The organism is Kitasatospora mediocidica KCTC 9733, from assembly GCF_000744225.1.
GTDB lineage: Bacteria > Actinomycetota > Actinomycetes > Streptomycetales > Streptomycetaceae > Kitasatospora > Kitasatospora mediocidica.
In genome coordinates, this window is sequence record NZ_JQLN01000003.1 from 394,417 (window position 1) to 419,543 (window position 25,127).

Below are 25,127 nucleotides of genomic sequence, written 5' to 3' on the forward strand. Positions count from 1 at the left end.
CCCGGGCCAGCCCCCACTGGGAAAGGCGCGCACCGTGCTCCTCGACACCTTCGGTCGACAGGCCGTGGACCTGCGGGTCTCGCTCACCGACAGGTGCAATCTGCGCTGCACGTACTGCATGCCCGAGGAGGGCCTGCAGTGGCTGGGCAAGTCGGACCTGCTCACCGATGAGGAGATCGTCCGGCTGGTCACCCTCGCCGTCCACGACCTGGGCATGCGCGAGGTGCGCTTCACCGGCGGCGAACCGCTGCTCCGCCCCGGCCTGGTGTCCATAGTCGCGGCCTGCGCGCAGCTCGCACCGCGCCCCGAACTGTCGCTCACCACCAACGGCATCGGGCTGGCCCGGACCGCGAAGGCGCTGCGCGAGGCCGGACTCGACCGGGTCAACGTCTCGCTCGACACTCTCGACCCCGAGACCTTCCACACCCTGACGCGCCGCAGCCGCCACCAGGACGTCCTGGACGGGCTGGCCGCCGCCGAGTCCGCCGGGCTGCTGCCGGTCAAGCTGAACGCCGTCCTGATGCGCGGCGTCAACGACCACGAGGCAGCCGACCTGCTCGGCTGGTGCCTGGAGCGCGGTTACCAGCTGCGGTTCATCGAGCAGATGCCGCTGGACGCCCAACACGGTTGGGACCGCTCGCAGATGATCACCGCCGAGGAGATCCTGGAGCGTCTGCGCACCCGCTTCGACCTCACCCCCGAGACCACCGCCGAGCGCGGCGCCGCCCCCGCCGAACGCTGGCTGGTGGACGGCGGACCGGGCAGCGTCGGTGTGATCGCCTCGGTGACCCGTCCGTTCTGCCGCGCCTGCGACCGCACCCGGCTCACCGCCGACGGCCAGGTCCGCAACTGCCTCTTCGCCACCGGTGAGACCGACCTGCGCACGGCCCTGCGCTCCGGCGCCTCGGACGCCGAGCTGGCCGCCCTGTGGCGGGCGGCGATGTGGGGCAAGAAGGCCGGCGCCGGGATCGACGACCCCGAGTTCCACCAGCCCGACCGCCCGATGTCCGCCATCGGCGGTTGACGGCAGGAAGGCGGTAAGAAGGCGGTAAGACGGTTCGGGGCCTGTTCCGAGGGTGCTCCCATCCGCTGGGCGGGAGACCTACCTCGGCTCCGCCCGCGCCACCGGCTACGCGGGCGACGCCGCGCTCGCTCCCGGGACGGCGACCTTCCACTACCCGGCGGCCGTCCCCGACGACCAGTTCGCGCTCACCGGCACCTGGTCGGTCGACCCGGAGTCGCTGACCTCGAAGGCCAACGCCGGGATCACGCTGAACTACCAGGCCGACGACGTCTACCTCGACGTCGGCGGCACCGGAACCATCACCGTGACGGCCGACGGCAGGACCACGAGCTACCCCGTCTCCGGCGCGCCGAACATCTACACGCTGCTCAACCGCTCGACCCCGGAACGGGGTTCACTTCAGGTGTCGCTGTCCCCGGGACTGAGCGTCTACTCCTTCACCTTCGGCTGACCCGGCCGTCGCGGTGCCCGACCGGCGGAATTCGCCCGGGGGAATTCGCCCGACACGCCCGCGCCGGGGAGCGGGCGGCGCGGCGCGGACTGGGAGGGTGTCGATGCACAGCAGAACCCGCCAACACTGGGAGGCCCCCGTGGCGCTCAAGACCGTGACCGACGCGAGTTTCGACGAGGACGTGCTGCAGAGCGACAAGCCGGTCCTGGTGGACTTCTGGGCGGAGTGGTGCGGCCCGTGCCGGCAGATCGCGCCGAGCCTGGAGGCCATCGCCGCCGAACACGGCGACGAGATCGAGATCGTCAAGCTCAACATCGACCAGAACCCGGCCACCGCCGCCAGGTACGGCGTGATGTCCATCCCGACCCTGAACGTCTACCAGGGCGGCGAGGTCGTCAAGACCATCGTGGGAGCCAAGCCGAAGGCGGCCATCGAACGTGACCTGAGCGCCTTCATCAGCGGGAAGTAGCGCTACTCGACGAAGTCGGCGAAGGCCACGACCTCCTTGAGGAAGCCGCGGACGCTCAGGAACTGCGAGAGCTGCTCGCGGTGGTCGCCGCAGGCCAGCCAGGTCTTGCGGCGGTCGGGGGTGTGCAGCTTGGGGTTGTTCCACACCAGGACCCACTCGGCGTCGGCTCGGCAGGCCTTGGCCGAGCACTTGGGGGGTCCGGCCGGGCCGTCCGCCGCGGTGCCGAAGAAGTCGATGCTCATGATCGGCAGTCTCTCACCCGGGCGTCACCGGCGGACGAGGTGGCCGGGGCGGGCGAGGTGGCCGGGCTGTGGACATGGCGACGCCGGGCAGCCACGGGGGGAGCCGCCCGGCGTCGGTCCGTCGCCCCGACGGGGGATGCGGAGCGCGTACGCAGTATGTCACGGGAGCGGCGGCCTATGGCTAGGTCTTCCATGACTTATTTGAGCTTCCCCTGAGGTTTCTATCCGTCATAAACGGATAATTCCTGGCGAATCGGACACAGCTTAGATGACGATCAGATCTCGATCTCACCGGCCTGTGTACGGAGAGTCAGATTTCTGAGGCCCGTTCGCCCTGAGTGGCGGCGCCCCCGCCGCCCGTCCCGCCGGGGCCGAGCATCAGCGGGGTGGTCGGCGGAAGGTCGAAGGTGCTCGGCAACCCGGGGGCCCGTTCGCGCCCGGCGTTGGCGATGATCACCGCGAAGTACGGCAGCAGCACCGCCCCGACCAGCGCCCCCCACGCGACCTGCCGCTGGACGCTCCACAGCACGACCGCGAGCAGCAGGCAGACCGTGCGGACCAGCATGGAGATCACGTACCGGCGCTGCCGGCCGCGGACGTCCTCGGTGAGGCTTGCCCTGGCTCCGGTGATCCGGAAGACCTGCCTGCCCCTGACCCCGTCGTTCCTGCTCATCCCTACCGCCGCCTTCGTGCCGACCCGCGCGACACCGATTCCGCCCGGTTCCCTCACGGTACGCCGCGCGTGTCCGGTGGACGAGAGCGGGGCACGGCGTTTTGGCGTCAGTCGGCCACGGGGGTGGACAGGTACCGCGGCGGCACCGCGTCCGTCAGCCAGACGCCGTTGGCGCTCACCCGGAAGCTGTGCCCGTCCGCGGCCATCGCGGCGGCGTCCACCCGCAGCACCACCGGCCGGCCGTGCCGGGAGCCGACCCGCAGGGCGGTCCCGGTCTCGGCGGACAGGTGGACGTCCTGACGCGACATCGGCCGCAGCCCGTTCCGGAAGATCGCCGCGACCGAGCCCTGCGCGGTGCCGTGGAACAGCACCGGCGGGGGCTCGGCGGCGGCCAGACCGAGGTCCACCTCCACCGAGTGCCCCTGGCTGGCGCGGATCCGCAGGCCGTCCTCGGAGTAGGCGAACCGCTTCTTGTTGTTGGTCTCCACCACGTGGTCCAACTCCGCCCGGGTCAGCCGCCCGCCGCGCTCGGCGAAGGCGGCGAGCAGGGTGTCCACCACGACCCAGCCGGCCTCGTCGAGGGTGAGGCCGAGAGCGCCGGGGTCGTGCCGCAGCACCTTGGAGAGCCGCTTCGACGTCTTGACCTGGCGCTTCTCGTCCATCATGTGATCCCCCTAGGAAGCCTTGCTGACCGAGCTCATGTTGAAGTCGGGGACCCGCACCGCGGGCATCGCGGCCCGGCTGAACCAGTCCGACCACTCGCGGGGCAGGCAGCGCTCGGTGCGGCCGGCCTCGGTGATGCGGCCCAACAGGTCCACCGGGGACTCGTTGAACCGGAAGTTGTTGACCTCGCCGACCACCTGGCCGTCCTCGACCAGGTAGACGCCGTCCCGGGTCAGGCCGGTGAGCAGCAGGGTGGCGGGGTCGACCTCGCGGATGTACCAGAGGCAGGTGAGCAGCAGCCCGCGCCCGGTGTTCGCCACCATCTCGGCGAGGGTCGGGGCGGCGGCCTGGTCGGCGGTCGACAGCACCAGGTTGTCGCCGGCCGGGCGGACCGGCAGGCCGGTCAGGGCGGCGGTGTGCCGGCTGGTCATCAGGTTGGCCAGCTCGCCGTCCCGGATCCAGTCGGTGGGGCCGAGCGGCAGGCCGTTGTCGAAGACCGAGGTGTCGGGGTCGGAGGAGTGCGTGAGCAGGAACGGCGCGCTCTCCAGCCCGGGTTCGGCCGGGTCCGAGCGCAGCGTCAGGGGCAGCCGCGCCAGGCGTTCGCCGATCTTGCTGGCGCCGTTCGGCCGGCTGAAGACGGTCCGGCCCTCGACGGCGTCCCGGGCGCCCATCGACCAGTGCATGGTGATCATCAGATCGGCGAGGGCGCTGGGCGGCACCAGCGTCTCGTACCGCCCGGCGGGCAGGTCGATCCGGCGCTTGCCCCAGCCCAGGCGCTCGTCCAGCTCGGTGTGCAGCGCGTCGAGGTGAATGTCGCGGAAGTCGCGGGTGGCGGCGCCGGCCCAGGCCGAGCTGCGGCCCGCCTTGGCGTTGAGTTCGAGCGAGCCGGTCGGCTGGTCGTGCCGCAGCCGCAGGCCGCCGGAGGTGCCCAGGTAGGTGGAGGACATCTCGTGCCGGGCGAAGCCGTACAGGGCCTGGCCGGCCGCGCGGGCGCGGGCGAAGGCCGAGCCGAGCGCGGGGGCGAAGGAGCGGAAGACGTCGATGGAGGTCGCGGCGGGCCCCTCGGTGAAGTCCGCCGAGACCCGGTCGCCGACGAGCAGCGGCCGGGCGTCCTCGGCCGGTCCGGCGGCGCGGGCGGCGGCCTCGGCGGCCCGGACCAGCTCCTCGACGTCGGCCGGCGTGACGGCCTCGCGGGCCACCACGCCCGAGGCGGTGCCCTCGGCGCCGTCGACGGTGGCCACCACGGTGAGCCGGCGGCCGTGCGTGACGCCGTTGGTGGTCAGCGCGTTGTCGGCCCAGCGCAGGTTGGCGGTGGTGTCCTCGTCGACCAGGGCCAGGCAGCCGTCCGCCCGGGAGAGTTCCAGGGCGCGCTCGACCAGCTCGTGCGACTTGATCCCGGTCATCAGCGACCCGCCTCCTGCTGCGTGTTGAGCACGTTGACGCCCTCGAACAGGGCTGACGGGCAGCCGTGTCCGGCCGCCGCGACCTGTCCCGGCTGGGCCTTGCCGCAGTTGAACGCGCCGCCCAGCAGATAGGTCTGCGGGCCGCCGACCGCGGCCATCGAACCCCAGAAGTCGGTGGTGGTGGCCTGGTAGGCGAAGTCCTTCACCTGGCCGGCCAGTCGTCCGTTACGGATCGCGTAGGCGCGCTGGCCGGTGAACTGGAAGTTGTAGCGCTGCATGTCGATCGACCAGGACCGGTCGCCGACGATGTAGAGCCCGCGCTCGACGCCGGAGAAGAGGCCCTCGGTGTCCGGGCCGTCCGCGGCGGGCTGGAGCGACACGTTCGCCATCCGCTGCACCGGGACGTGCGCGGGGGAGTCGGCGAAGGCGCAGCCGTTGGAGCGCCCCAGGCCCTTCAACTTGGCCATCCGGCGGTCCAGTTGGTACCCGGTCAGGACGCCGTCGGTGACCAGGTCCCAGGACTGGGTGGCCACTCCCTCGTCGTCGTAGCCGATCGTGGACAGGCCGTGTTCGGCGGTGCGGTCGCCGGTGACGTGCATCAGGTCCGAGCCGTACCGCAGGGTGCCGAGCTGGTCGAAGGTGGCGAACGAGGTGCCCGCGTAGGCGGCCTCGTAGCCCAGCGCCCGGTCCAGCTCGGTGGCGTGGCCGATCGATTCGTGGATCGTCAGCCAGAGGTTGGTGGGGTCGATCACCAGGTCGTAGCGGCCGGCCTCGACGCTCGGCGCCTTGACCTTCTCGGCCAGGTACTCGGGCAGCCGGGCCAGTTCGGCCGTCCAATCCCAGCCGGTGCCGAGCAGGTACTCCCAGCCGCGTCCGGCCGGCGGCGCGACGGTACGCATCGACTCGAAGGCGCCGGTCCGCTCGTCGACCGCGGTGGCGTCCACCTCGGGGTGCACCCGGACCCGCTGCTGGGTGGTGACGGTGCCCGCGGTGTCGGCGTAGAACTTGTTCTCCTGCACCGTCAGCAGCGAGGCGTCCACGTGGCTGACGCCGTCGGCGGCCAGCAGCCGACTGCTCCAGTCGGCCAGCAGCGCGGTCTTCTCGGCGTCCGGGACGTCGAACGGGTTGATCTCGTACGCGGAGACCCAGCTGACGTCGGCGTACACCGGCTCGTCCGCCAGCTCGACGACGTCCCCGCCGCCCGCCGACCGGCTCACCTCGGCGGAGATCCGGGCGACCGCCACCGCCTGCTCGGCCACCAGCGCGGCGGCCTGCGGGGTGAGGTCCACCCCGGCCGCGAACCCCCAGGCGCCGTCCACCAACACTCGGACCGCGAAGCCCAGTTGGACCGTGTCGGAGGTGCCGGACGGACGGGCGTCGCGCAGTCGCCAGGAGGCGCTGCGGACCCGCTCGCAGCGGAAGTCGGCGTGCGTGACGCCCAGCTGCCGGGCCCGGCTCAGCGCCGCGTCGGCCAGCTGCCGCAGGGGCAGGGCGAGGAACAGCGGGTCGACGGCGCGCTGGGCCGGCGAGGCGCTGGGGGATGTCGGCGGCATCGGGCTCCCTGGGGCGAGGATCGGCGGTGCGAGGTCACGCAGCGTCGCGGCCCCGCACCGCATCATGTCCTGCGGGTCCCCGTTTCGGCCAGTGGATTGCCTCCGGCGTGCCGACGTGTCACGCCAGTCCCTCCCACCAGCCCTCCAGCTCCGGCGGGTTGGCGACGTCGACCCGCTCGCCCGGGCGCGGCACGGCGACCGCGACGCCCTGCGCCTTGGCCTCCACGAGCAGCCGCTCGACCGGTTCGGCCCACGGGTGCAGGCCCAGGTTGAAGGTGCACCAGTGCACCGGGACGAGCAGGCCGCCGCCCAGGTCCCGGTGGGCCAGCACGGCGTCCTCGGGCGTCATGTGGATGTCGGCCCAGGCTTCGTCGTAGGCGCCGATCTGGACCAGCGAGGCGTCGAACGGGCCGTGCTCGGCGCCGATCGTCGCGTAGCCCTCGAAGTAGCCTGAGTCGCCGGTGTAGAACACCTTGCGGGTCGGTCCGGCGATCACCCAGGAGCCCCAGAGCGTGGTGTTGCGGGCCAGCGCACGGCCGGAGAAGTGGTGCGCCGAGGTGAGCGTGACGGTGAGGTCGCCCAGGGTGCAGGTCTCGCTCCAGTCCAGCTCGATGATCCGGTGCTCCGGCACGCCCCAGCGGCGCAGGTGGCCGCCGATGCCCAGCGGGACGGCGAACGGCGCGGACTGGCTGCGCACCAGGCGCCGGACGGTGTCCATGTCCAGGTGGTCGTAGTGGTCGTGCGAGATCAGCACGACGTCCACCGGCGGCAGCTCCTCCAGCTCCGTCGGCACCGGGTGCAGCCGCTTGGGGCCCACGTGCGCCGAGGGGGAGCAGCGCTCGCTCCACATCGGGTCGAGCAGCACCCGGGTGCCCTCGATCTCCACCAGCGCCGAGGCGTGGCCGTACCAGGTGATCTCCACGCCCTGCGGGGCCGGCCGGTCGCGCTCGCCGACGGCCGAGGCGGTGGGCACCGGGCGCAGCGGGGTGCGGCCCTCGCGCTCGAAGAGCATCCGGCGCACGGTGGACCGGTCGACGTTCGGCCTGCCCTCCGAGGCGCGCGCCACGGTGGAGGGCGCGTTGTGGAAGGTGCCGTCGGCGTACTGCGGGGAGGTCCGGATCCGGGCGTCCCGCTCGGCGTCGGGCCGTCGTCCGAAGGCGGCGGGGACGTCCCGCAGGGCCCAGGCCGCCGCGCCGGCTCCGGTGGCCAGTGCGGCCAGGGTGAGCACCCGGCCCCGACTCCTGGTGGCCCGGGGGTTTGCCTCACTCATCGGGGATCCGCCCTTGTTCGTGGTCACGTCTGTGGGGTTGCGGGCGGGGTGTCCGCACCGAGAGGGCAACGGGTACCCCCCGCCATGTTGTTCCCGGCGGAGGGTACCCCTGATGGCCGACGTCGGGTGCAATTGTCGGAACGCCACAGAACAGCACCGGATCACCTGTGGAAGCTGGATTCGTCGCCGTACGGACGCGACCGATAGCGTCACAGTGCGTACGTTCCCACGTACGCGGACCACGACAAGGGAGAGGTGGATCGTTGAGCCGCTCGGTTCTCGTCACCGGAGGTAACCGGGGCATCGGCCTCGCCATCGCCCAGGCCTTCGCCGAGGCGGGCGACAAGGTCGCCATCACCAGCCGTTCCGGCGAGGTGCCCGCCGAACTCGCGAAGTACGACGTGCTCGCGGTCCGCTGCGACGTCAACGACTCCGCGCAGGTCGACGCGGCCTTCACCGAGATCGAGGGGAAGCACGGCGCGGTCGAGGTGCTGGTCGCCAACGCGGGCATCACCAAGGACACCCTGCTGCTGCGGATGTCCGAGCAGGACTTCACCTCGGTGCTGGACACCAACCTGACCGGGACGTTCCGGGTGGTCAAGCGCGCCTCGGCGAAGATGCTGCGGGCGCGCAAGGGCCGGATCGTGCTGATCTCCTCGGTGGTCGGTCTGGCGGGCTCGCCGGGGCAGGCGAACTACGCCGCCTCCAAGGCCGGCCTGGTCGGGTTCGCCCGCTCGCTGGCCCGTGAGCTCGGCTCGCGCAACATCACCGTCAACGTGGTCGCCCCCGGCTTCGTGGACACCGACATGACCGCGGTGCTCAGCGAGGAGCGCCGCAAGGAGATCGTCGCGGGGGTGCCGCTCGGCCGGTACGCCACGCCTTCCGAGATCGCCTCCACCACGCGTTTCCTCGCCTCGGACGAGGCGGCGTACATCACCGGAGCCGTCATTCCCGTCGACGGCGGATTGGGCATGGGTCACTGATCACATGAGCGGAATTCTTGAAGGTAAGCGGATCCTCATCACCGGCGTCCTGCTGGAGTCCTCGATCGCCTTCCACACCGCCAGGCTGGCCCAGGAGCAGGGCGCGGAGGTCATCCTGACCGGCTTCGGCCGGCTCACGCTGGTCGAGCGGATCGCCAAGCGGCTGCCGAAGCCCGTCCAGGTGCTGGAGCTCGACGTCTCCAACGCCGAGCACCTCGACACGCTGGCGGACCGGGTGCGCGAGCACCTGCCGACGCTGGACGGCGTCGTGCACTCCATCGGCTTCGCCCCGCAGGACGCGCTCGGCGGCAACTTCCTGAACACCCCGTGGGAGTCCGTCGCCACCGCCATGCACGTCTCGGCGTACTCGCTGAAGGCGCTGACGATGGCCTGCCTGCCGCTGATGCAGGACGGCGGCGCGGTGGTCGGCCTGACCTTCGACGCGCAGTTCGCCTGGCCGAAGTACGACTGGATGGGCCCGGCCAAGGCCGCACTGGAGGCCACCTCGCGCTACCTGGCCCGCGACCTGGGCGAGCGCGACATCCGCGTCAACCTGGTCTCGGCCGGCCCGATCGGCTCGATGGCCGCCAAGTCCATCCCGGGCTTCGAGGACCTGGCCGCCACCTGGGACCAGCGCTCCCCGCTGAAGTGGGACATCTCCAACCCGGAGCCGGCCGGCCGTGGCGTCGTGGCGCTGCTCTCGGACTGGTTCCCGAAGACCACCGGCGAGATCGTCCACGTCGACGGCGGTCTGCACGCGATCGGCGCCTGACCTCTCGCACTGCCCCCGCAGCCCCGGCCACCTCGGTGACCGGGGCTGCGGGCGTTGCGGGTCAGGGCTGGGTGGTGCCCAGAGCCTCGTCGGCCCGGCCGCAGGCGCCGATCACGTCGGCCGACTCCATCGAGGCCGTCGCCGCGTCGCCGGCCCGGATCGCGGCGAGGATCTGGTCGTGCCCGATGTAGCGGTCGGGGGAGAGCACCGGCCCGATGTCCTGGCGCAGGTGGGCGCGCAGCACCTCGCCGAGGTCGGCGTAGAGCACGGCGAGGACGTCGTTGTGCGCGGCGGCCACCACGCTCTGGTGGAAGGCCGCGTCGGCCTGGACGAACACCTCGGGGTCCCCGCCGAACCAGGCCTCCTCGCGCCGGGCGAGCGCCGCCTCCATCAGTTCGAGGTCGCGCTCGGTGCGGCGCGCGGCGGCCAGCGCGGCCGCCGAGGCCTCCAGCGCGGAGCGCAGCTCGGCGACCTGGGACTGCTCGGCGTCCGGGAAGCGCCGGTGCATCACCCCGGCCAGCTCGCTGGTGGCCAGCACGTAGGTGCCGGAGCCCTGCCGGATGTCCAGCAGCCCGTTGTGGGCCAGCGCCCGCACCGCCTCCCGCACGGTGTTGCGGGCCACGCCCAGCTGCTCGACCAGCGCGACCTCGGTGGGGATGCGCGAGCCGACCGGCCACTCGCCCGAGATGATCTGGGCCCGCAGCTGGGCGATCACCTGATCCGCCAGCGGGGCGCGCCGGGGCGAGGACAGGGTCATGTTTCTCCTTGGTCGTGACGGATGGAGGTGCCAGGCACCATCTTGCCCCTCTGCCGGCGTTCTTCCGTCGGTAGTTATCCATGGTGCATTAATTCATCCCATCATTCTATGATGATGCCTATGGCGACAGCGACGAGCACCGAACCCACCACTCCGGCGACGACCCCACCGACCTCACACCCCGGCGCGAGCAGCGCCCGCACCGCCGCGCAGGCCCGGGCGGACCGCCGCGCGCGGCAGCTCGGCGCGCTGCTGGCGGTCGCCGTCGCCGTGGCCGCGTTCAACCTGCGCCCGGTGGTCACCAGCCTCGGGCCGTTGCTGGAGCGGGTCCGCACCGACCTCGGGATGAGCGCCGCCGTCGCCGGGCTGCTCACCGCGGTGCCCTCGTTCTGCTTCGCGCTCTTCGGTTTCGCGGCCCCGGCGCTCTCCCGCCGGTTCGGCCCCACCGTCGTGGTCACCGCCGGGATGGGCGCGATCACCCTGGGCCTGGCGGCCCGCGCCTTCGCCGGCGGCACGGCCGTCTTCCTGCTGCTGACCGCCGTCGCGCTGGCCGGGGTGGCCGTCTCCAACGTGCTGATCCCGGTGGTCATCAAGCGCTACTTCCCCGACCGGGTCGGGCCGATGATCGGCCTCTACTCGATGGCCCTGTCGGCCGGCACCGCACTGGCGGCCGCCGTCACCGTGCCGCTGACCGGCGCGCTCGGCGGCAGCTGGCGGGTCGGCCTGGGCATCTGGGCCTCGGCCGCGGGGCTGGCGCTGGTGATCTGGCTGGTCACCCTGGTGCTGCGCCGGGACGGCCGGCAGGCGCCGGGCGAGGCCCGGGCGGTCGCCAGGCTGCCGATCCTGCGCAGCCGCACCGCATGGGCGCTGGCCGGGTTCTTCGGCCTCCAGGCCACCGGCGCCTACGCCACGATGGGCTGGCTGCCGCAGATCTACCAGGACGCCGGGCTGTCGGCCGGCACCTCCGGGCTGCTGCTGGCGGTCACCATGGCGATCGGCGTGCCGATCTCGTTCGTGCTGCCGAACTGGGCCGCCCGCCGCGGTGACCAGCGGGCCTTCGTGGTGGTGCTGGCCGCCTTCGGCATCGCCGGCTACACCGGCCTGGCCCTGGCCCCGGCCGGCGGCGCCTGGCTGTGGGCGGTGCTGGTCGGGCTCTCCAACTGCGCCTTCCCGCTCACCCTGACGATGATCGGCCTGCGCGCCCGCACCAGTGGCGGGGTGGCCCAGCTCTCCGCCTTCGCCCAGGGCCTCGGCTACCTGTTCTCCATCCCCGGGCCGATCCTGATCGGCCTGCTCTACCAGGGCACCGGCGGCTGGTACCTGCCGCTCGGCTTCCTGGCCGCGCTGCTGCTGCCGCAGTTGCTGATCGGCCTGCGCGCCGCCCGGGCCCGGCACATCGAGGACGAGGTCGGCTAGCTAGGCCGTGTCTGACAATTCGCGTCGGATGAGCCCGCGGTGTTGGGCGCCCGGCGGGAATTGTCAGACACGGCCTAGTTTCAAGGGGAGGTCAAGGGGGTCGCCCCGCGGTCCGGGGGCGTGCGCGGGGATGCGAAAATCGCTCCATGCCTGTTCTCGAACCCAATCCCCCGAACGGCCAGAAGAAGCTGCTCCAGCTCTTCGGCGTGATCCTCGGTGTCCTCGTCGTCGTCGGGATCATCGCCACCATCGCCCAGTCGATGGGCTGACCTCGGGGTCGCCGCTGACGTCCGGTCATGCCGCCACTCCTGAGGGTGGCGGCCAGCCGGAGCACCGCGCCACCGGCGGGGTTTTCTGCGAAGCTGGCGCAATGAGCGTCGACACGTCCCGCAGGATCATTGTGCTCCGGCATGCCAAGGCCGACTGGCCCGAGGTGGCCGACCACGAGCGCCCGCTCGCCGACCGCGGCCGGCACCAGGCGCCGGTCGCCGGCCGTTGGCTGGCCGACTCGGGGATCACCCCCGACTACGTGCTCTGCTCCACCTCCCTGCGCACTCGGGAGACCTGGAAGCTGGCCGCCCACGAGCTGTCCGAGCGGCCGCACCGGGTCGTCTTCGAGAAGCGGATCTACGACGCTTCGGCCGGCGAGATCATCGAGGTGCTCAAGGAGACCCCCGACGATGTCGGGGACCTGTTGCTGGTGGGCCACAACCCGGGGGTGCAGAACCTCACCGAGGTCCTCGCCGGAGACGAGAGCATGGGCGACGAGCTGGCCCGGCTGCGCCAGGGCGGCTTCCCCACGGCCGCCGTCGCGGTGCTGGCCTTCGACGGCTCCTGGAAGTCGGTCGAGCCGGGTGTGGCCAGGCTGGTCTCGTTCTACGTGACGCCGGAGGACTGACCGCGCCCCGGGGGCCGGTCCGCCGGACCGGCCCCCGGGCCCCGCCGCTACTCGGGCGGCGTGCCGTGCAGCTCGTCCGCCGCCTCGACCTCGTCGCGGGTGATCCCCAGCAGGTAGAGCACGGTGTCCAGGAAGGGCACGTTGACCGCCGTGTCGGCGGCCTCGCGGACCACCGGCTTGGCGTTGAACGCCACCCCGAGGCCCGCCGCGTTCAGCATGTCCAGGTCGTTGGCGCCGTCGCCGATCGCGACCGTCTGCTCCAACGGAACCCGGGCCTGCTCGGCGAAGCGGGCCAGCCAGCGGGCCTTGCCGGCCCGGTCTACGATCTCCCCGACGACCCGCCCGGTGAACCTGCCGTCCTCCACCTCCAGGGTGTTGGCCGCGGCGAAGTCCAGGCCCAGCAGCTCCACCAGGTAGTCGGTGACCTGGGTGAACCCGCCGGAGACGATGCCCACCTGGTAGCCCAGGCGCTGGAGCGTGCGGATCAGGGTGCGTGCCCCCGGGGTGAGCCGGACCTCGGTGCGGACCTTTTCCACCACCCCGGCGTCCAGCCCGGCCAGCAGCGCCACCCGGGCGTGCAGCGACTCGGCGAAGTCCAGCTCGCCACGCATCGCGGCGGCCGTCACCTCGGCCACCTCGGCCTCGCAGCCGGCGTGCGCGGCGAAGAGCTCGATCACCTCGTCCTGGATGAGCGTGGAGTCCACGTCCATCACCACCAGCCGCTTGGCCCGGCGCTCCAGGCCGGCCGCGACCACCGCGATGTCCACCTGCTGGACGGCCGCCTCCAGCGCCAGGGCGGCCCGCAGTCGCTCGGTGGCCACGCCGGAGACGGCCAACTCCACGGCCGTCACCGGATACTTGGCCAGGCGGAAGATCCGGTCGATGTTGCCGTCCGCCTCGGTGATCCGGGCCGCCAGCGCGGAGACCGCGGCGGCGGTCAGCGGATGCCCGAGCACGGTGACGTGCGAGCGGCCCTCGCGGCGTGGCCGGTTGTCGCCGGTACCGGAGATGATCTCGGTCTGGAGTCTGAGGCCCTCCGCCCACCGGTGCACGGTGGCGCGCAGCGCGCCCTCGGCGCCCGGAGCGCCACCGGTCGGCGGGGTCACCAGTGCGCAGAGCGTTATCCGGCCACGCGTGACGACCTGTTCGAGGTCGATCACGTCGACCTCGAACTCGGCCAGCGTGGCGAAGAGGCCGGTGGTGATACCAGGACGGTCCTTGCCGAACACCTTGACCAGCAGAGTGCGCTCGTCGTCGGCAGTCCGGGGCTGCGGGAAAGTGGTGTTCATGGTGCGGACCACGCTACCTGCCGGACGCCCGCCCGCTCGCGGCCGTCCGTCCCGTGGACGGTGAACAATCCGTGACAACGTTGCCGCCTGGTCACAGTCCACGGGGTCGACTTTCCGCCGTTAGTCCCGAGCTGGAATGATTACCCCCCGTCAGAGGCGATTTTCAGCACTCCCCGCACGGGGATCCACCGGGGGACCGAGAGAGCGGGGCAGGCGGACAGTGCCGCAACTCGTACTTGAGCTCAACGGGCAGTACCGGACGTTGGAGCCGGGACAGTCCTACACCATCGGGCGGGACCCGCAGTCGGACTTCCCGTTCGACGATGCCAGGATCTCCTGGCGGCACGCCACCCTTTCCTTCACCGGGGCAGCCTGGCAGCTCCAGGACCACGGGAGCACCAACGGCACCTTCGTGGCCGGTTCCCGTACCCTGCAGGCCCAGCTGCTCCCGGGCACCGTGGTCAACCTCGGCAACGCCGAGAACGGCCCGCGGCTCGCTTTCTCCGCTCCGACGGTGGCCCCGGCCGCCGCCGGTGCCGCACCCGCCTGGCACGAGGCGCAGACCGACCGGTCGGCGGTCGCGCCGCCCGCCCCGGCCTGGAACCAGCCCCCGCAGCACCAGCAGTGGGCCCCGCCGCCGCAGGCCAACCCGGCCTTCCCGCAGCAGCAGATGGCCGGCTCCCAGCCGGTCGCGCCCCTGCAGTTCCAGCCCGGCCCCGCGCAGCACGCCCAGCCGGGCCCCGCGCTGGGCGAGCGCAACCCGACGGTGATCCGCAACCTCACCGCGGGCATGAACATCGTCCGGATCGGCCGCGCGCTCGACAACGACGTGGTGGTCTCCGACCTCCAGGTCTCCCGCCACCACGCCGAGTTGCGCCAGCTGCCCGACGGCCGGTACGAGATCGTCGACCTCGGCTCGCACAACGGGATCTTCGTCAACGGCCAGCCGACCCGGCGCCAGTTGCTCGGTCCGCAGGACCGGCTGACGGTCGGCCACTCCTCCTTCCAGCTGGTCGGCGACCAGCTGCAGGAGTTCATCGACAACGGCACGGTCTCCTTCTCCGCCCACCACCTGACCGTCGAGGTCGACTTCAAGGGCGGCAAGAAGGTCCTGCTCAACGACGTCAGCTTCGGCGTGCCGGAGAAGTCGCTGGTCGCCGTGATCGGCCCGTCCGGCTCCGGCAAGTCGACGCTGCTGCGCGCTCTCACCGGCTACCGCCCGGCCGACCGCGGCGAGGTGCTCTACGACGGCCGCAACCTCTACAAGCAGTTCGCCGAGCTGCGCCAGCGGATCGGCCTGGTGCCGCAGTCGGAGATCCTGCACAAGGAGCTGACGGTCCGCACCGGCCTCAAGTACGCGGCCCGGCTGCGCTTCCCCGGCGACACCGAGCCGGCCGAGCGGGCCCGCCGGATCGACGAGGTGCTCTACGAGCTGCGCCTGGACAAGCGCGCCGACAACCGGATCACCGCACTCTCCGGCGGCCAGCAGAAGCGCGTCTCGGTCGCTCTGGAACTGCTCACCAAGCCCTCGCTGATCTTCCTGGACGAGCCCACCTCGGGCCTGGACCCGGGCATGGACCGCGAGGTCATGCAGATGCTGCGCGGCCTGGCCGACGACGGCCGCACGATCCTGGTCGTCACCCACTCGGTGGCCGAACTGGCGCTCTGCGACCGGCTGCTGGTGATGGCGCCGGGCGGTTCGGTGGCGTACTTCGGCCCGCCGGCCGAGGCGCTGCACTTCTTCGGGTACGAGACCTGGGCGGACGTCTTCCAGGCGTTCGAGAACTTCCCGGAGCACGACTGGGCCGGGCGCTACCGCGGCTCCGAGCACTACAAGGCCTACTCGGCCGACGTCGACGCGGTGGCCGTCCAGCAGTCCGCCGCGCCGATCGTGCAGGAGCAGATCCAGCCGGCGAAGCCGCAGAGCTGGGGCTCCCAGCTGTGGACGCTGATCCGCCGCTACATGTCGGTCCTCGCCTCGGACCGCGGCTTCCTGGCCCTGTCGGTGCTGCTGCCGGCCGTCCTCGGCGGGGTGAGCACCGTCATCCCGGACACCTTCGGTCTGGCGCCCAACCCCAATCCGCAGGGGTTCAACGGCCAGGCCGGCACGATCCTGCTGATCCTCGCCATCGGCGCCTGCTTCTCCGGGGCGGCCAACTCGGTGCGTGAGCTGATCAAGGAACGGGCGATCTACGAACGAGAACGCGCCACCGGGCTGTCCCGGTCGGCCTACCTGGTCTCGAAGATCATCGTGCTGGGCCTGTTCAGCATCCTGCAGGGCGCCATCATCGCGGTGATCGGCTTCGCCCCGCGCAAGCTGCCGACCGAGGGCCTGATCTTCGCGAGCTCCCCGGCCGTCGAGATGGGCATCGGCCTGATCCTGCTCAGCTTCACCTCGATGATGTTCGGCCTGGTGATCTCGGCCCTGGTGAAGACCGCCGAGAAGACCATGCCCCTGCTGGTGATGTTCGCGATCATCCAGGTGGTCTTCACCGGCGTGCTGTTCCAGATCTTCGGCAAGCCGGGCCTGGAGCAGTTCGCCTGGCTGATGCCGGCCCGCTGGGGTGTCGGCATCGTGGGCACCACGCTGAACCTGGGCCACCTGATGGTCCCGTTCGACCACGACCCGCTGCACCCGGCGAACGACCACCGGGACGCGATGTGGGACCACAGCGTCCTGCACTGGGTGATCAACGCCGGCGCGCTGGTGGTCATCTCGGCCGGACTCGCCTTCCTGGTCCTGCGTCTGCTGCGCCGTCACGAGCCGGAGGTCATGCAGAAGGGCTGATGTCGGCTCAGTTCGATGGGCGGTCCCCCATTCGGGGGTACCGCCCATCGGCGTATCTCATCCATGAGATATCGTCTCGCACATGGCAGATGACTATCTCGCACGCATCGGCAAGCTGATCCGCGACGCCCGCAAGCACCGCGGCTGGACGCAGGCAGAGCTGGGGACCGCCCTGGGCACCAGCCAGAGCGCCGTCAACCGGATCGAAAACGGCGGACAGAACATCAGCCTTGAGATGATCGCCCGGATCGGCGAGGCCCTGGACAGCGAGATCGTCTCGCTCGGCTACGCCGGCCCGATGCACCTGCGGGTGGTCGGCGGACGGCAGCTCTCCGGCAGCATCGACGTCAAGACCAGCAAGAACGCCTGCGTCGCGCTGCTCTGCGCCTCCCTGCTCACCACCGGCCGCACCACGCTGCGCCGGGTGGCCCGGATCGAGGAGGTCTACCGCCTCCTGGAGGTGCTGAACAGCATCGGCGTCCGGACCCGGTGGATCAACGACGGCAGCGACCTGGAGATCACCCCGCCCGCCGAGCTCGACCTGGACGCGATGGACGTCGCCGCCGCCCGCCGGACCCGCTCGATCATCATGTTCCTCGGCCCGCTGATGCACCGCGTCGACCACTTCAAGCTGCCCTACGCCGGCGGCTGCGACCTCGGCACCCGTACCGTCGAGCCGCACATGGCCGCGCTGCGCCGGTTCGGCCTGGAGGTCACCGCCACCACCGGGATCTACCACGGCTCGGTCGACCGCACGGTCAGCCCGGACCGCCCGATCGTGCTGACCGAGCGCGGCGACACGGTGACCGAGAACGCCCTGCTGGCCGCCGCCCGGCACGACGGCGTGAGCGTCATCCGCAACGCCAGCCCCAACTACATGGTCCAGGACCTCTGCTTCTTCCTGGAGCGCCTCGGCGTGCGGATCGAGGGCATCGGCACCACCACCCTCACCGTGCACGGCCTCGCCACCATCACCTGCGACGTCGACTACGCGCCCTCCGAGGACCCGGTCGAGGCGATGAGCCTGCTGGCCGCCGCCGTCGTCACCTCCTCGGAGCTGACGGTCCGCCGGGCGCCGGTGGAGTTCCTGGAGATCGAGCTCGCGGTCCTGGAGGAGATGGGCCTCGACTACGACCGCAGCCCCGAGTACCCCGCCGACAACGGCCGTACCCGGCTGGTCGACCTCACCATCAGGCCGTCCAAGCTGACCTCGCCGATCGACAAGATCCACCCGATGCCCTTCCCCGGCATCAACATCGACAACGTGCCCTTCTTCGCGGCCATCGCGGCCACCGCCCAGGGCTCCACGCTGATCCACGACTGGGTCTACGACAACCGCGCCATCTACCTCACCGAACTGACCCGGCTGGGCGCCAACGTCCAGCTGATGGACCCGCACCGGGTCCTGGTCGAGGGCCCCACCCGCTGGCGCGCCGCCGAGATGATCTGCCCCCCGGCCCTGCGCCCCGCAGTCGTGGTCCTGCTCGCGATGCTCGCCACCGAGGGCACCTCGGTGCTGCGCAACGTCTACGTGATCAACCGCGGCTACGAGGACCTCGCCGAGCGCCTCAACTCGATCGGCGCGCAGATCGAGACCTTCCGCGACATCTGACCCGCGACATCTGACCCGCGACGTCCGATCCGCGACGTCCGATCCGCGACATCCGGTCTAGGCCGCAAGGCCTACGTCCCACCCGCCGCCGGGCCGAGGCACCCCGCCCCGGCCCGGCGGTACGGTGAGGGCATGGCGACCAAGGACGAACCGCTGACCGGGCTGTGCCTGGGCGACCTGGAGGCCGTCAGCGTGGCGGTGCTGGCGATGAGCGGGCATCTGGAGGTCCGCGAGGTGCTGCGCCGGATCACCGCCTCCGCGCGCACCCTGCTCGGGGCCGAGTACGCCGCCCTCGGGGTGCCGGACGACCACGGGGGGTTCGCGCAGTTCGTGGTGGACGGGGTGACCGACGAGCAGTGGCAGGCGATCGGCCCGCTGCCGCGCCAGCACGGGGTGCTGGCCACCATGCTGCACGAGCTCGAACCGACCCGGCTCGCGGACGTCCGCAAGGCCCCCGCCTTCGGCGGCTGGCCCGACGCCCACCCGGACATGAGCGACTTCCTGGGGATGCCGATCGTCGACGAGGCGGAGATCCTCGGTGCGATCTTCCTCGCCAACAAGGACGGCGGCTTCACCGACTACGACGAGGGCCTGTTGCGGATCCTCGCCGCGCACGCCTCGATAGCGCTGCGCAACGCCCAGCTCTACGAGCGCAGTCGCGAACTCACGCTGGCCGGTGAGCGCGCCCGGATCGCCCACGACCTGCACGACGCCGTCTCGCAGAAGCTCTTCTCGCTGCGGCTGACCGCCAAGGCCGCCGCCACCCTGGTCGACCGCGACCCGGCCCGGGCCCGCGCCGAACTCGCCGAGGTGGCCCGGCTCGCCGCCGAGGCCGCCGACGAACTGCGCGCCGTGGTGGTCGAGTTGCGCCCGGCCGCGCTGGACGAGGACGGCCTGGTGGCGACCCTCGCCTCGCAGGTCCAGGTGCTGGACCGCGCGCACGCCGCCGCCGTCGCGTTCGACTCCGAGGGCGTGCGCACCCTGCCCCCGGCCCAGGAGGCGGCGGTCCTGCGGGTTGCCCAGGAGGCGCTGCACAACGCGCTGCGGCACGCCGAGGCCGGCCGGGTGCAGGTCACCCTGCGCGGCACCGCCGGTCGCGGCGCCGTGCTGCGGGTCACCGACGACGGCCACGGCTTCGACCCGGAGGGTGTGCGCCGCGAGGGCCGCCACCTCGGCCTGGTCTCGATGCGCGACCGCGCGCAGACCGTCGGCGGCCGGCTCACCCTCACCTCGGCGCCCGGCCGCGGGACCGTCATCGAACTGGAGGTGCCCGGTGCCTGACACCCGGCCACTGATCCGCGTCCTGCTGGTCGACGACCACCAGGTGGTCCGCCGCGGCCTGCGCACCTTCCTGGAGGTGCAGGACGACATCGAGGTGGTCGGCGAGGCGGCGGACGGCGCGGAGGGTGTGGCGAAGACTCAGGAACTCGCCCCCGACGTGGTCCTGATGGACCTCAAGATGCCCGGCGTGGACGGCATCGAGGCACTGCGCCGGCTCAAGGAGGAGGGCAACCCGGCCCGGGTCCTGATCGTCACCAGCTTCACCGAGCACCGCACCGTCGTCCCCGCGCTGCGGGCCGGCGCCGCCGGGTACGTCTACAAGGACGTCGACCCCGAGGCGCTGGCCGGCGCGATCCGCTCGGTGCACGCCGGGCACGTGCTGCTCCAGCCGGAGTTGGCCGGCACCCTGCTGGCCGAGGACTCCCCGCACGTCCCGCAGGGCCGCGGCGGGACCCTGACGGAACGTGAGCGCGAGGTGCTCGGCCACATCGCCGACGGCCGTTCCAACCGGGAGATCGCCCGCAGCCTCCACCTGTCAGAGAAGACCGTGAAGACGCACGTCTCCAACATCCTGATGAAGCTGGACCTCGCCGACCGCACCCAGGCCGCCCTCTGGGCCGTCCGCAACGGCGAGGCCTAGTCCCGCTTCTCGTCCACCAGCGCGTTGTACGCCGCCACCTGCGCCCGGCGGGCCGTGCGCCGCAGGGGCGCCAGCGCCGCGCTGCGGGCGGCCATCTCCGAGGCGCTGACCGCCGCGCCGTGGCTGCCCGCCGCGATCGCCAGCAGCGCCGCGATCTGCCGCGCCGACTCCAGCACCCGCACCGCGCGCGGCGGGTAGCCGGGCGCCAGCAGCTCGGTGTGACCGCGCCGGCGGAACCGGTCCAGCTCGCGCAGCGCGTCCGGTCCGGCGCCCGCCACGTCCAGGCGGGTCAGCATCGCGGTCGCCTCGTACAGCCCCTCGGCCAGCTCGCGTTCGGCCTCGTACAGCGAGGGCACGTCGGCCGGCGGCCCGTCCTGCACCTCCAGGCAGCGCCACAGCACGGTCGTCGCCTGGTCCCCGGGCGGTCCGTGCACGTCCACCTGCGGTACCAGGCCGAGCGGCAGCCCGACCGCCAGCACGGCCTCGCCCGCCGTCAGCGCCGCGAGGTTGAACGCGGCCGGACCGGTCAGCCCGAGCGGGTGCCCCTCGGCCGGCAGCGCCAGCCGCAGCCCGGTGGCGCCCAGCACCCGCAGACGTCCCAGCGCCCAGCTGAGCCCGTGCAGATCGCCCGCCGCGTCGCCGGGCAGCCCGGTCACCCGGTGCGGTTCGTCGCTCCCCACCACCTCTTCCACCAGGTGGTCCGGGGGTGAGAAACCGGCCAGCAGGGAGTTGCCCCAGGCGGTGAGTCGTCCGGAGCGAGGCTCTTGATAGGGATTGTCGGCAGGAGTCACACGCATCGGGCCAGCCTACGGACAATCGGGTCACCTGGGTGGCGTAGGTTTGCCCTGTGCTGTGCGAGAAGCCGCGCTCTCCGCCTGCCTACCCGGCCGGTGGTGCGGGCGGCCCGCCCGCACCGACTTGTCGACACGAGTGGACCGCACCCCGAGGACCCCGACGCGCCGGAGCCTCGGACGTCCGCATTCTGCATTGGGGAAGGCGTAGGCATGACTGACGTGCTGGAGCTGGTGGACGTATCCGTGGTCCGGGAAGGGCGCGCGCTGATCAGCGACATCTCCTGGTCGATCGCCGAGGGCGAGCGCTGGGTGATCCTCGGCCCCAACGGCGCCGGGAAGACCACGCTCCTGCAGGTCGCCGCCAGCTACCTCTACCCGACCACCGGCACGGTCGCCGTGCTCGGCGAGAAGCTCGGCTCGGTGGACGTGTTCGAACTGCGTCAGCGGATCGGCCTGGCCGGCGCCTCGATGCTGGACCGCGTGCCGCGCGACCAGACCGTGCTGAAGACCGTCCTCACCGCCGCCTACGGCATGACCGCCACCTGGCAGGAGACCTACGAGGCGACCGACGAGTCGCGCGCGCTGGCGCTGCTCGACCGGCTCGGCATGCGCGGCTACGAGGAGCGCACCTTCGGCACCCTCTCCGAGGGCGAGCGCAAGCGCACCCTGATCGCCCGCGGCCTGATGACCGACCCCGAACTGCTGCTGCTCGACGAGCCCGCGGCCGGCCTGGACCTCGGCGGCCGCGAGGACCTGGTCCGCCGCCTCGGCGCGCTGGCCCAGGACGAGTACGCCCCCTCGATGGCGATGGTCACCCACCACGTCGAGGAGATCGCGCCCGGCTTCACCCACGTCCTGATGATCCGTCAGGGCAAGGTGCTGGCCGCCGGCCCGATCGACACCGAGCTGACCGCCCGCAACCTCTCGCTCTGCTTCGGCCTGCCGCTGACGCTGGAGCGGCACGGCGACCGCTGGTCCGCCCAGGGCCTGCCGCTCGGCTGAGCCAGCCGCGCTCAACTCGGGCGAGTATGCCCGGTTTCCGCCCCACTGCCTGCGGGAAGCCACCACACCTGAGCATGTTTCCTCCCTAGGATGGGATCTGTGGACAGTTGGGTGTGGTGGCTGCTGGTCGCCGTGGGGCTGGGGCTGCCGCTGGCGGTGACGTCGCTCCCGGAGTTCGGGATGTTCGCGGTCGGCGCCGCCGTCGCCGCGGCGGCCGCCGGGCTCGGGGCCGACGCGGTCTGGCAGTTCGTCACCTTCATCGCGATCTCGGTCGCCATGCTGGTGCTGGTCCGGCCGATCGCCTACCGCCAGCTCCGCAAGGGCCCGCAGGTCCGGATGGGCATCGAGGCGCTCCAGGGCGCCACCGCGATCGTGCAGGAGCGCGTGGACGGGGGAGCGGAAGGCCGGATCAAGCTCAACGGTGAGATCTGGTCGGCCAGGGCGCTCCACCCGGAGCGCGTGTACGAGCCGGGCCAGCAGGTGGATGTCGTTGAAATCCAGGGCGCGACAGCCCTGGTCGTCTAGGGGAGAGACCGTGGAACCCGTCCTCATCGTGCTGGTCGTTCTGGTCGTGGTGGCCTTCATCGCACTGATCAGGACGATCCAGGTGATCCCGCAGGCCAGTGCCGCCATCGTCGAGCGCTTCGGCCGCTACACCCGCACGCTCAACGCGGGCCTGAACATCGTGGTGCCGTTCATCGACACCGTCCGCAACCGGATCGACCTGCGCGAGCAGGTGGTCCCCTTCCCGCCGCAGCCGGTGATCACCCAGGACAACCTGGTGGTGAACATCGACACGGTCATCTACTACCAGGTGACGGACGCCCGGGCCGCGACCTACGAGGTCGCCAGCTACATCCAGGCGATCGAACAGCTCACCGTCACCACGCTGCGCAACATCATCGGCTCGATGGACCTGGAGTCGACGCTGACCTCCCGCGAGGTCATCAACGCCGGCCTGCGCGGGGTGCTCGACGAGGCCACCGGCAAGTGGGGCATCCGGGTCAACCGCGTCGAGCTGAAGGCGATCGAGCCGCCGACCTCCATCCAGGACTCGATGGAGAAGCAGATGCGCGCCGACCGTGACAAGCGCGCCGCGATCCTCACCGCCGAGGGCGCCCGGCAGGCGGCGATCCTGCGGGCCGAGGGTGAGAAGCAGGCCGACGTGCTGCGCGCCGAGGGTGAGGCGCAGGCCGCGGTGCTGCGCGCCGACGGTGAGGCGGCCGCGATCCGGACGGTCTTCGAGGCCATCCACGACGGCGACGCCGACCAGAAGCTGCTCGCCTACCAGTACCTGCAGACGCTGCCCGAGCTGGCCAAGGGCGACTCCAACAAGCTGTGGATCATCCCGAGCGAGGTCGGCGACGCCCTCAAGGGCCTCGGCGGCGCCTTCGGCGGGCTCAATGGCGGCGGCCAGGTCCCGCCGCAGCCGACCGCCGCCCCGACCGTGCCCGCCGCGACGGCGGCCCCGGCCGGTGGCCCGCGTCCGCTGGACACCGACGACAAGGGCGCGGCCCGCCCCCGGGTCAACCCGATCCGCGAATACCCGACGCTCGACAAGGAGTAGCCCCGCCGCGCTGCCCGGTCCGCGCCCACATCCTGGAATCATCCGGGAATGGACTGGGCAGCCCGCCCCGCCGTCCGGCATGATCGCGAGCGCCGCTACCCCCTTGGGAGTGGACACGCGCAACGGTTGGGGCAGTTCATGAATCTCTGGGAAGGTCTCGCGGTGTTCGCCGCCGGGGCCGGTGCGGGCACCATCAACGTGATCGTCGGGTCGGGCACCCTGATCACCTTTCCGGTGCTGCTCGCGCTCGGCCTGCCGCCGGTCACCGCCAACGTCTCCAACACCCTTGGCCTGGTCCCCGGTTCGATCAGCGGAGCGATCGGCTACCGGCGCGAACTGGCCGACCAGCGCACCCGCCTGATCCGGCTCGGCAGCGCCTCGCTGACCGGCGGCCTGCTCGGCGCCTACCTGCTCACCAAGCTGCCGAGCAGCGCCTTCACGGCGATCGTGCCGGTGCTGATCCTGCTGGCGCTGGTCCTGGTCGTCCTGCAGCCACGGGTGGCGCGGGCCGTCGCCGCCCGCGGCGGAGCCCCGGCCAACCCCGACGGCAGCCCGGCGCTGATCGCCGGCGTCTTCCTCACCGGCATCTACGGCGGCTACTTCGGGGCCGCCCAGGGTGTCCTGCTGCTGGCCCTGATGGGCATCCTGCTGCGCGACGAGATGCAGCGGATGAACGCGACCAAGAACGTCCTCGCGGTGCTGGTCAACGGTGTCGCCGCGGTGTTCTTCCTGTTCACCGCGTCGATCGACTGGACGGCGGCGCTGCTCATCGCGCTGGGCTCGACGCTCGGCGGTCTGATCGGCGCCAAGGTGGGCCGTCGACTGCGCCCGGCGGCGCTGCGCGGGGTCATCGTGGTGATCGGACTGGTCGCGGTCGTCAAGCTGCTCGTCGCCTGAGCGGTCCTGCAGCCCGGCCGTAGCCGGGCTGTAGGGCGTCGCGGTGCGATGGTGGGGACCTGTCAGGCCGTATCCGACGAGACAGCTGGAGGACGTTGTGGCCCTGGAGATGCGACCGATCTGCGAACGCTGCCAGGCGAAGACCGGGTGGCGCGACGAGGCCCGGATATGCTCGTACGAATGCACCTTCTGTCCGGAATGTGCCGAGTCGATGGCCTCGATCTGCCCCAACTGCGGCGGCGGGCTGGTGGTCCGGCCACACCGGGCCGAGGCCCTCTGACCGGGTCGCACCGACCGGTCCTTCCCCGTGGGAGTCGAACGATGAGCAGCAGGCCGAGCCGCCTCACCGAGGACGAGATCACCGCCGGGCTGGCCGGCCTGCCGGGGTGGCGGCGCGAGGGTGCCGTCATCACCCGGACCGCGGACGCCGCCGACTTCCCGGCGGCGATCCGCACGGTCGTCGAGGTCGCCGAGGCGGCCGAGGCGATGGACCACCACCCCGACATCGACATCCGCTGGCGGACGCTGACCTTCGCCCTCTCCACCCACAGTGAAGGCGGCCTGACCAGCCTCGATCTCCAGCTGGCGGCCCGGATCGACGAGTTGCTCGCCCGACACATGTGAACCGTCGTCAGAGCCCCCGTTCCCGGCCGGGGGCCGGGCCGCTGCGGCCGCCGTGAGAT

At 71.9% G+C, this 25,127-nt stretch carries 27 protein-coding genes; 18 read left to right on the forward strand and 9 right to left on the reverse strand.

The window, feature by feature from the left end:
* Nucleotides 1-34 precede the first annotated feature (34 nt).
* The 3 genes from moaA (at nucleotide 35) to trxA (ending at nucleotide 1,944) form a co-directional block, all read left to right on the forward strand.
* Nucleotides 35-1,024 (forward strand): GTP 3',8-cyclase MoaA, encoded by a 990-nt coding sequence (gene moaA, locus BS80_RS07170; RefSeq protein WP_035794374.1) that lies wholly within the window; start codon nucleotides 35-37, stop codon nucleotides 1,022-1,024.
* 52 nt (nucleotides 1,025-1,076) lie between these two features.
* Nucleotides 1,077-1,475, forward strand: coding sequence for a hypothetical protein (locus BS80_RS07175; RefSeq protein WP_035794377.1), 399 nt, complete (start codon nucleotides 1,077-1,079; stop codon nucleotides 1,473-1,475).
* A 103-nt stretch (nucleotides 1,476-1,578) separates the two neighbouring features.
* Nucleotides 1,579-1,944: a thioredoxin gene (gene trxA / locus BS80_RS07180; RefSeq protein WP_051966254.1), complete on the forward strand. Its 366-nt coding sequence runs from the start codon at nucleotides 1,579-1,581 to the stop codon at nucleotides 1,942-1,944.
* Between the two features lie 2 nt (nucleotides 1,945-1,946).
* Here the strand turns inward: trxA and BS80_RS07185 are convergent, their stop codons facing one another.
* The 6 genes from BS80_RS07185 to BS80_RS07210 form a co-directional block, all read right to left on the reverse strand.
* Nucleotides 1,947-2,186, reverse strand: a complete 240-nt coding sequence (locus tag BS80_RS07185) for a hypothetical protein (protein WP_083974344.1) — start codon at nucleotides 2,184-2,186, stop codon at nucleotides 1,947-1,949.
* 310 nt (nucleotides 2,187-2,496) lie between these two features.
* Nucleotides 2,497-2,859 (reverse strand): DUF3099 domain-containing protein, encoded by a 363-nt coding sequence (locus BS80_RS07190; RefSeq protein ID WP_035794381.1) that lies wholly within the window; start codon nucleotides 2,857-2,859, stop codon nucleotides 2,497-2,499.
* A 107-nt stretch (nucleotides 2,860-2,966) separates the two neighbouring features.
* Complete coding sequence (locus tag BS80_RS07195) at nucleotides 2,967-3,521, reverse strand: RNA 2'-phosphotransferase (protein WP_035794864.1); 555 nt, start codon at nucleotides 3,519-3,521, stop codon at nucleotides 2,967-2,969.
* Nucleotides 3,522-3,533: 12 nt separating this feature from the next.
* Entirely contained in the window at nucleotides 3,534-4,925 is a 1,392-nt protein-coding gene (locus BS80_RS07200; RefSeq protein WP_035794384.1) for a metallopeptidase TldD-related protein, read from the reverse strand.
* The gene (locus tag BS80_RS07205) at nucleotides 4,925-6,478 is read right to left on the reverse strand and encodes a TldD/PmbA family protein (protein ID WP_051966256.1); all 1,554 of its coding nucleotides are present in this window, start codon (nucleotides 6,476-6,478) and stop codon (nucleotides 4,925-4,927) included. Before BS80_RS07205 ends, BS80_RS07200 begins: the two co-directional genes overlap by 1 nt.
* Before the next feature lie 118 nt (nucleotides 6,479-6,596).
* Nucleotides 6,597-7,748 carry an MBL fold metallo-hydrolase gene (locus BS80_RS07210; protein WP_035794386.1) on the reverse strand — a complete coding sequence of 384 codons (1,152 nt, stop codon included), beginning with the start codon at nucleotides 7,746-7,748 and terminating at the stop codon, nucleotides 6,597-6,599.
* Nucleotides 7,749-8,011: 263 nt separating this feature from the next.
* Here BS80_RS07210 and fabG point away from each other — a divergent pair, with 263 nt between their 5' ends.
* Together fabG and fabI are read left to right on the forward strand one after the other, a co-directional pair.
* On the forward strand, nucleotides 8,012-8,731 hold the full coding sequence (fabG, locus tag BS80_RS07215) for a 3-oxoacyl-[acyl-carrier-protein] reductase (protein WP_035794389.1): 720 nt from the start codon (nucleotides 8,012-8,014) through the stop codon (nucleotides 8,729-8,731).
* 4 nt (nucleotides 8,732-8,735) lie between these two features.
* Nucleotides 8,736-9,503 (forward strand): enoyl-ACP reductase FabI, encoded by a 768-nt coding sequence (gene fabI / locus BS80_RS07220; protein WP_035794391.1) that lies wholly within the window; start codon nucleotides 8,736-8,738, stop codon nucleotides 9,501-9,503.
* A 61-nt stretch (nucleotides 9,504-9,564) separates the two neighbouring features.
* Here the strand turns inward: fabI and BS80_RS07225 are convergent, their stop codons facing one another.
* Nucleotides 9,565-10,260, reverse strand: coding sequence for a FadR/GntR family transcriptional regulator (locus tag BS80_RS07225; protein WP_035794393.1), 696 nt, complete (start codon nucleotides 10,258-10,260; stop codon nucleotides 9,565-9,567).
* Nucleotides 10,261-10,380: 120 nt separating this feature from the next.
* Between BS80_RS07225 and BS80_RS07230 the strand changes: the two genes are divergently transcribed.
* The 3 genes from BS80_RS07230 (at nucleotide 10,381) to BS80_RS07235 (ending at nucleotide 12,574) form a co-directional block, all read left to right on the forward strand.
* Nucleotides 10,381-11,676 (forward strand): CynX/NimT family MFS transporter, encoded by a 1,296-nt coding sequence (locus BS80_RS07230; protein ID WP_035794394.1) that lies wholly within the window; start codon nucleotides 10,381-10,383, stop codon nucleotides 11,674-11,676.
* A gap of 146 nt (nucleotides 11,677-11,822) precedes the next feature.
* A complete protein-coding gene (locus BS80_RS43450) occupies nucleotides 11,823-11,945 on the forward strand; it encodes an SGM_5486 family transporter-associated protein (RefSeq protein ID WP_269676093.1) in 123 nt (40 codons plus the stop codon).
* Between the two features lie 101 nt (nucleotides 11,946-12,046).
* Nucleotides 12,047-12,574 carry a SixA phosphatase family protein gene (locus tag BS80_RS07235; RefSeq protein WP_035794395.1) on the forward strand — a complete coding sequence of 176 codons (528 nt, stop codon included), beginning with the start codon at nucleotides 12,047-12,049 and terminating at the stop codon, nucleotides 12,572-12,574.
* A 47-nt stretch (nucleotides 12,575-12,621) separates the two neighbouring features.
* Here BS80_RS07235 and serB read toward each other — a convergent pair whose 3' ends face one another.
* Nucleotides 12,622-13,863, reverse strand: coding sequence for a phosphoserine phosphatase SerB (gene serB, locus BS80_RS07240; protein ID WP_035794868.1), 1,242 nt, complete (start codon nucleotides 13,861-13,863; stop codon nucleotides 12,622-12,624).
* A gap of 220 nt (nucleotides 13,864-14,083) precedes the next feature.
* Between serB and BS80_RS07245 the strand changes: the two genes are divergently transcribed.
* The 4 genes from BS80_RS07245 (at nucleotide 14,084) to BS80_RS07260 (ending at nucleotide 20,184) form a co-directional block, all read left to right on the forward strand.
* Nucleotides 14,084-16,651, forward strand: coding sequence for an FHA domain-containing protein (locus BS80_RS07245; RefSeq protein ID WP_035794397.1), 2,568 nt, complete (start codon nucleotides 14,084-14,086; stop codon nucleotides 16,649-16,651).
* Between the two features lie 82 nt (nucleotides 16,652-16,733).
* A complete protein-coding gene (locus BS80_RS07250) occupies nucleotides 16,734-18,263 on the forward strand; it encodes a helix-turn-helix domain-containing protein (RefSeq protein ID WP_035794398.1) in 1,530 nt (509 codons plus the stop codon).
* Between the two features lie 132 nt (nucleotides 18,264-18,395).
* Complete coding sequence (locus BS80_RS07255; RefSeq protein ID WP_051966258.1) at nucleotides 18,396-19,544, forward strand: GAF domain-containing sensor histidine kinase; 1,149 nt, start codon at nucleotides 18,396-18,398, stop codon at nucleotides 19,542-19,544.
* Complete coding sequence (locus BS80_RS07260) at nucleotides 19,537-20,184, forward strand: response regulator (RefSeq protein ID WP_035794400.1); 648 nt, start codon at nucleotides 19,537-19,539, stop codon at nucleotides 20,182-20,184. Before BS80_RS07255 ends, BS80_RS07260 begins: the two co-directional genes overlap by 8 nt.
* Here BS80_RS07260 and BS80_RS07265 read toward each other — a convergent pair.
* Nucleotides 20,181-20,981: a hypothetical protein gene (locus BS80_RS07265; protein WP_035794403.1), complete on the reverse strand. Its 801-nt coding sequence runs from the start codon at nucleotides 20,979-20,981 to the stop codon at nucleotides 20,181-20,183. The two genes, BS80_RS07260 and BS80_RS07265, sit on opposite strands and share 4 nt — an antisense overlap.
* Before the next feature lie 207 nt (nucleotides 20,982-21,188).
* On the opposite strand from BS80_RS07265, the gene BS80_RS07270 reads away from it, so the two are divergent.
* From BS80_RS07270 to BS80_RS07295, 6 genes are all read left to right on the forward strand, one after another.
* Entirely contained in the window at nucleotides 21,189-21,980 is a 792-nt protein-coding gene (locus BS80_RS07270) for an ABC transporter ATP-binding protein (RefSeq protein ID WP_035794406.1), read from the forward strand.
* A 90-nt stretch (nucleotides 21,981-22,070) separates the two neighbouring features.
* Nucleotides 22,071-22,505, forward strand: coding sequence for an NfeD family protein (locus BS80_RS07275; protein ID WP_035794418.1), 435 nt, complete (start codon nucleotides 22,071-22,073; stop codon nucleotides 22,503-22,505).
* A gap of 10 nt (nucleotides 22,506-22,515) precedes the next feature.
* Nucleotides 22,516-23,547 (forward strand): SPFH domain-containing protein, encoded by a 1,032-nt coding sequence (locus tag BS80_RS07280; RefSeq protein WP_035794421.1) that lies wholly within the window; start codon nucleotides 22,516-22,518, stop codon nucleotides 23,545-23,547.
* 138 nt (nucleotides 23,548-23,685) lie between these two features.
* Nucleotides 23,686-24,444, forward strand: a complete 759-nt coding sequence (locus tag BS80_RS07285) for a sulfite exporter TauE/SafE family protein (RefSeq protein WP_035794871.1) — start codon at nucleotides 23,686-23,688, stop codon at nucleotides 24,442-24,444.
* Between the two features lie 109 nt (nucleotides 24,445-24,553).
* Entirely contained in the window at nucleotides 24,554-24,724 is a 171-nt protein-coding gene (locus BS80_RS07290) for a DUF1272 domain-containing protein (protein ID WP_051966336.1), read from the forward strand.
* Between the two features lie 41 nt (nucleotides 24,725-24,765).
* Entirely contained in the window at nucleotides 24,766-25,068 is a 303-nt protein-coding gene (locus BS80_RS07295; protein ID WP_035794427.1) for a 4a-hydroxytetrahydrobiopterin dehydratase, read from the forward strand.
* Nucleotides 25,069-25,127: the final 59 nt, after the last annotated feature.

Excerpts from the sequence above, each read along its gene's own strand:
- trxA (WP_051966254.1), top strand. The coding sequence starts at position 1,579 with ATGCACAGCAGAACCCGCCAACACTGGGAGGCCCCCGTGGCGCTCAAG.
- BS80_RS07185 (WP_083974344.1), bottom strand. The coding sequence starts at position 2,186 with ATGAGCATCGACTTCTTCGGCACCGCGGCGGACGGCCCGGCCGGACCC.
- BS80_RS07190 (WP_035794381.1), bottom strand. The coding sequence starts at position 2,859 with ATGAGCAGGAACGACGGGGTCAGGGGCAGGCAGGTCTTCCGGATCACC.
- BS80_RS07195 (WP_035794864.1), bottom strand. The coding sequence starts at position 3,521 with ATGGACGAGAAGCGCCAGGTCAAGACGTCGAAGCGGCTCTCCAAGGTG.
- BS80_RS07200 (WP_035794384.1), bottom strand. The coding sequence starts at position 4,925 with ATGACCGGGATCAAGTCGCACGAGCTGGTCGAGCGCGCCCTGGAACTC.
- BS80_RS07205 (WP_051966256.1), bottom strand. The coding sequence starts at position 6,478 with ATGCCGCCGACATCCCCCAGCGCCTCGCCGGCCCAGCGCGCCGTCGAC.
- BS80_RS07210 (WP_035794386.1), bottom strand. The coding sequence starts at position 7,748 with ATGAGTGAGGCAAACCCCCGGGCCACCAGGAGTCGGGGCCGGGTGCTC.
- fabI (WP_035794391.1), top strand. The coding sequence starts at position 8,736 with ATGAGCGGAATTCTTGAAGGTAAGCGGATCCTCATCACCGGCGTCCTG.
- BS80_RS07225 (WP_035794393.1), bottom strand. The coding sequence starts at position 10,260 with ATGACCCTGTCCTCGCCCCGGCGCGCCCCGCTGGCGGATCAGGTGATC.
- BS80_RS07230 (WP_035794394.1), top strand. The coding sequence starts at position 10,381 with ATGGCGACAGCGACGAGCACCGAACCCACCACTCCGGCGACGACCCCA.
- BS80_RS43450 (WP_269676093.1), top strand. The coding sequence starts at position 11,823 with ATGCCTGTTCTCGAACCCAATCCCCCGAACGGCCAGAAGAAGCTGCTC.
- BS80_RS07235 (WP_035794395.1), top strand. The coding sequence starts at position 12,047 with ATGAGCGTCGACACGTCCCGCAGGATCATTGTGCTCCGGCATGCCAAG.
- serB (WP_035794868.1), bottom strand. The coding sequence starts at position 13,863 with ATGAACACCACTTTCCCGCAGCCCCGGACTGCCGACGACGAGCGCACT.
- BS80_RS07250 (WP_035794398.1), top strand. The coding sequence starts at position 16,734 with ATGGCAGATGACTATCTCGCACGCATCGGCAAGCTGATCCGCGACGCC.
- BS80_RS07255 (WP_051966258.1), top strand. The coding sequence starts at position 18,396 with ATGGCGACCAAGGACGAACCGCTGACCGGGCTGTGCCTGGGCGACCTG.
- BS80_RS07265 (WP_035794403.1), bottom strand. The coding sequence starts at position 20,981 with ATGCGTGTGACTCCTGCCGACAATCCCTATCAAGAGCCTCGCTCCGGA.
- BS80_RS07270 (WP_035794406.1), top strand. The coding sequence starts at position 21,189 with ATGACTGACGTGCTGGAGCTGGTGGACGTATCCGTGGTCCGGGAAGGG.
- BS80_RS07275 (WP_035794418.1), top strand. The coding sequence starts at position 22,071 with ATGGGATCTGTGGACAGTTGGGTGTGGTGGCTGCTGGTCGCCGTGGGG.
- BS80_RS07285 (WP_035794871.1), top strand. The coding sequence starts at position 23,686 with ATGAATCTCTGGGAAGGTCTCGCGGTGTTCGCCGCCGGGGCCGGTGCG.
- BS80_RS07290 (WP_051966336.1), top strand. The coding sequence starts at position 24,554 with ATGCGACCGATCTGCGAACGCTGCCAGGCGAAGACCGGGTGGCGCGAC.
- BS80_RS07295 (WP_035794427.1), top strand. The coding sequence starts at position 24,766 with ATGAGCAGCAGGCCGAGCCGCCTCACCGAGGACGAGATCACCGCCGGG.